This window comes from Bradyrhizobium sp. (assembly GCF_019244115.1).
GTDB lineage: Bacteria > Pseudomonadota > Alphaproteobacteria > Rhizobiales > Xanthobacteraceae > Bradyrhizobium.
The window spans coordinates 1-4423 of record NZ_JAFATE010000587.1; the positions used below are offsets into that span (position 1 = coordinate 1).

Annotated in this window: 4 protein-coding genes; 2 read left to right on the forward strand and 2 right to left on the reverse strand. The window is 65.3% G+C overall.

Annotation, left to right across the window (positions count from 1 at the left end; genetic code table 11):
* Positions 1-250: 250 nt before the first annotated feature.
* Positions 251-1447: a mannonate dehydratase gene (uxuA, locus tag JOZ76_RS26170; protein WP_291703543.1), complete on the reverse strand. Its 1197-nt coding sequence runs from the start codon at positions 1445-1447 to the stop codon at positions 251-253.
* 25 nt (positions 1448-1472) lie between these two features.
* The gene (locus JOZ76_RS26175; protein ID WP_291703545.1) at positions 1473-2981 is read right to left on the reverse strand and encodes a mannitol dehydrogenase family protein; all 1509 of its coding nucleotides are present in this window, start codon (positions 2979-2981) and stop codon (positions 1473-1475) included.
* A gap of 250 nt (positions 2982-3231) precedes the next feature.
* On the opposite strand from JOZ76_RS26175, the gene JOZ76_RS26180 reads away from it, so the two are divergent.
* Positions 3232-4254: a TRAP transporter substrate-binding protein gene (locus tag JOZ76_RS26180; protein ID WP_291703546.1), complete on the forward strand. Its 1023-nt coding sequence runs from the start codon at positions 3232-3234 to the stop codon at positions 4252-4254.
* Positions 4238-4423 (forward strand): hypothetical protein (locus tag JOZ76_RS26185; RefSeq protein WP_291703547.1); only part of this gene is annotated, 186 nt, incomplete at its 3' end. The genes JOZ76_RS26180 and JOZ76_RS26185, both read left to right, overlap by 17 nt.

A 4423-nucleotide genomic window follows, 5' to 3' on the forward strand; every position in this document is an offset into this window, starting at 1 on the left:
TCACGATGATGCATTCCCACTGACCGGTAATGCTCCGGGAATAGGAGTCCAAATGATTAGCGGTTTCTAAACAAGCGAAGCGGCGTTGGACGCAGGGTTATCAGCGCCCTTACGGCAATACCGGTTTTCCAGGTCACGCGCGGCGCATGGGCAACCCTCGCGGGCACGATCAGCGATGCGTCACGTTACGATAGGCAATCTTCGCACGGAGGTTGCAATCGAGACGACGAAATTTTTCGGCGCTCTCAACTCAAATTTGCAAGTGATGGATGCGTGCCACCGCGATCATCACGCCGCGGAGTTCGGCGAGCCCCTTCAGCCGCCCGATGGCGGAGTAGCCGGGGAAACTTCCCTTGCCGATATCGTCGAGCAGTTCGTGGCCATGGTCGGGCCGGAACGGCAGGCGCCAGTTTTGGTCGCCGCGATCCTTGCGCCGCCCCTGCTCTCTCAAGAAGGTCTCGACGACCGCGACCATGTCGCTATCGCCGGCGAGATGCTCGGCCTCCGCGAACGAACCGTCCGGCTCCTTGGCGACATTGCGAAGGTGGATGAAATGCGTGCGTTCGGCAAAGCGCGCGGCCATCGCCGGCACGTCATTGTGCTTGCCGGCGCCGAGCGAGCCGACACAGAACGTCAGCCCGTTGGCATCCTCGTCAACGGCCGAGAGGATGCGCACGATGTCGTCGGCGCCCGAGACAATGCGCGGCAGCCCCATCAGCGAGCGCGGCGGATCGTCGGGATGGATAGCCATACGGATGCCGAGCTCCTCGGCCAGCGGAACGACCTCGCGCAGGAAGCGGGCGAGGTTCTCGTGCAATCCGTCCGCCGTGATGTCACGATAGCGGTCCAGGATCCGCTTGAGACCCGGAATGTCATAGCGGTCGAAGGCACCGGGAAGTCCCGCCATGATGGTTTTGAGCAGCCTGTCCTTGTCGCTCTCGGACGCCGCGTCGAACCAGGCGCGCGCCCGTGCCAGCACATCGGGTTCGAAGTCGGCCTCAGCGCCCGGCCGTGCCAGCATGAAACAGTCGAAGGCGGCGAACTCATGCATGTTGAAGCGCAGCGCGCGGCCGCCGCCCGGCAGCACGTGAAACAGCTCGGTCCGCGTCCAGTCCACGACCGGCATGAAATTGTAGCAGATCGTCCTGATGCCGCAGGCGGCGAGGTTGCGCATCGAGGCACGGTAATTGTCGAACAGCGGAGTAAGATCGCCTTCGCCGATCTTGATGCGCTCATGCACCGGCAGGCTCTCGACCACATTCCAGTGAAGGCCGAGCGACGGATCGGCCGCGATCAGCGCCTTGCGCGCCTCGATCGCCTCGACCGTCCAGACCTCGCCATAGGCGATGTCATGCAACGCCGTGACCACGCCCCGCGCGCCCGCCTGCCGAATGGCGGGAAGCCTGACCACGTCCTGCGGACCGAACCAGCGCCAGCTTTGCTCCACGAAATCTCTCCAGGTTGGCTTGATATCAAGGCGCGAGCTGCGCCAGCGTCGCGTCGCGAACGCCATGCTCGAGCATGGCCGTATAGGCCTCCGTCACGGCGGCGCGGAAGACCTGATTATCGGTGAGATCGTCGCCAAAAATCTCGTTCAGCGCAATCACGCGCGCCACGCGCTCCGCCGCTGCCTGGCCGGCGCCGTCGAGCGTGGTTCGCAGCAGGGTGGCCAGGGGATCGCGCACGTCGATCAGCTTGCCGATCTCGTCGACTCCGCCGACATAGCGGATCCAGGCGGCAACGACATGGGCGAGGCGCGTGATCGGCAACTGGCGCGCGAGGCGCTCACGGATGGTATCGAGGAGGCGCTGCGGCAGCTTTTGCGAGCCGTCGGCCGCGATCTGCCAGGTCCGGTGCAGGATCGCGGGGTTCTCGAAACGCCGCATCAGGCGGTCGCTATAGGCGCTGAGGTTGATGCCGGGCGGAGCCGCGAGCACGGGTATGATCTCCTCGCGCCAGAGATCGAGCACGAAGCGGCGCAGAATGGGATCCAAGACCGCCTCGACGATGGTCTCCCGTCCGGAGAGATAGCCGAGATAAGCGAGCGCCGAATGCGCCGCGTTCAGCACCCGCAGCTTCATGTGCTCATAGGGTGCGACATCAGCCACGAATTGCGCGCCGACCTCCTGCCAGGCCGGCCGTGCGGCCGAAACGAAGCGGTCCTCGATCACCCATTGCCGGAACGGCTCATGCACCACGGCGGCAAGATCGAGCAGGCCGACCGCCTCCGAGGCGGCGGCGACATCGGCATCCGTGGTCGCCGGCACGATGCGGTCGACCATGGTGCAGGGAAATGCGCCCTTCGCCACGATCCAGTCCGCCAGCTCGGCATTGCGCCTGCGGGCGAACTCATCGACCAGCCGCGCGAGCAGGCGGCCGTTTTGCGGAAGATTGTCGCAGCACATGACTGTGAAGGGCGCCAGGCGCGCGGCGCGCCGGCGCTCCAGCGCGGCCACGATCAAGCCGATGGCGGACCGCGGCGCGGCGGGATGCGCCAGATCGGCCGTGATGTCAGGGTGGGCGAAATCCAGCCGGCCCGACGCCGGATCGTGGCAATAGCCCTTTTCGGTCACGGTCAGCGTGACGATGCGGCAACTGCGGTCGGCCATGGCCGCAACCACGGCCTGCGGCTGCTCCGGGGCGACCAGTACGCGCTGCACGCAGCCGATGATGCGGGCCTGCGTGCCGGCACCGTCGCGTTGCAGCGCGATGTAAAGGCCGTCCTGCGGGGCGAGGCGATCGCGCTGGTCGGGACGCTGCAGGCTGACGCCGGTGATGCCCCAATCGCCCGCCGCGCGCGCCAGCGCGTCGTCGGTGTATTCGGTCAGATGCGCACGGGCAAACGCGCCGAGCCCGAGATGCACGATGCCGCTGCGCAAGACCGCACGATCATAGCCGAGCAGCCGGACATTCTTGGCCGCGTGATGCAGCGTGCTCGCAGAGAGCCGCGGCAACGGCGCCATCCGGGGGAGCGGCGTCATGATCGGCCTCCCCGACACGCTTTGGACATCGCGGCCGCGACGGTCAGATCGGGATGGTTGGGCAAGGCAACGACGATGGCCGGCATGGTCTTATTCCCCCGCTCTCTCGTTCGGACGCTGCCTGATCTTCCGAAGACGCGTCCTGCGCGGCCTTTCAGCCGCTGAGGCTTGCCAAGCGGGTCGCGTCGGTCTAAGAATAGACCAAATCTAGTCGACTAGTCGACAAGAATAATCAGAGGAAACGAACCCGATGGCAGCGCAATTGACAAGGCGTAATTTCGGTAAGTCTGTGGCAGCGGCGGGGCTTATCCTTGCCTCCGGCGCTTGGCCGCGCGCGGTCCGCGCGGAAGGCGCCAAGTTCCGGCTGCGTTATGCGACGGCCTTTCCGGCCGATCATCCCGGCGTCACGCAGATCCAGGAAGCGGCGGCCGCGATCGCCAAGGACACCAGCGGACTGGTCGACCTGCAGGTCTTCCCAAACAGCCAGCTCGGCAGCGAGCCGGACATGTTCTCGCAGGTCCGCGCCGGCGCGCTCGACATGATGTCGACCTCGGGCGTCAACCAGACCGTGGTTCCGGTCGGAGGCATCAATGCCATCGCCTTCGCCTTCCCGTCCTATGACAAGGTCTGGGCCGCGATGGACGGCGAACTCGGCAATCACGTGCGGGCCAAGTTCGAGAAGGTCGGACTGTTCGTGATGCCAAAGATGCTCGACAACGGCTATCGCCACATCACCTCGAGCGCGAAGCCGGTTACGAGCCCTGACGACATCAAGGGTTTCAAGATCCGCGTGCCCGGCAACCAGTTGTGGGTCACGACCTTCAAGGCGCTGGGCGCGGCGCCGACCCCGATCAATTTCGGTGAGCTCTATGCCGCGCTGCAGACTCACGTGGTCGACGGCCAGGAGAATCCGCTGGCGCTGATCAACAGCGCAAAACTCTACGAGGTGCAGAAATATGTCGCCATGAACAGACACATCTGGGACGGTCACTACATCTTCGCCAACCTTTCGCGCTGGAACGGATTGCCCGAGGACGTGCGCAAGGTGATGCTAAAACATCTTTCCGATGCCGCCGAGCGCGAGCGTGCCGACATCCAGCGCCTCAACACGGGCCTGGTCGAGAGCCTGAGCAAGGCCGGCATCACCTTCAACGAGCCGGACAAACAGGCGTTCCGCGACGCACTGAAGGCCGGCGGCTTCTACGGCGAATGGAAGGAGAAGTTCGGGCCTGAGGCCTGGGGGCTATTGGAAAAACATGCCGGCCCGCTCTGACGTCGGACACGGCGCGAGCGCCGCCGGCAGCGCGCCGGAGGGTCTCGCCGCGGCGTCGGCCGCGCCAGAATTTCTGCGCGCGCTCGACCTTGGATTTTCACGCCTGGTCGAATTTTTGGCCGCCGCGCTCGTCGTCGCCGAGACCGCGCTGCTCGGCAGCAACACGGTG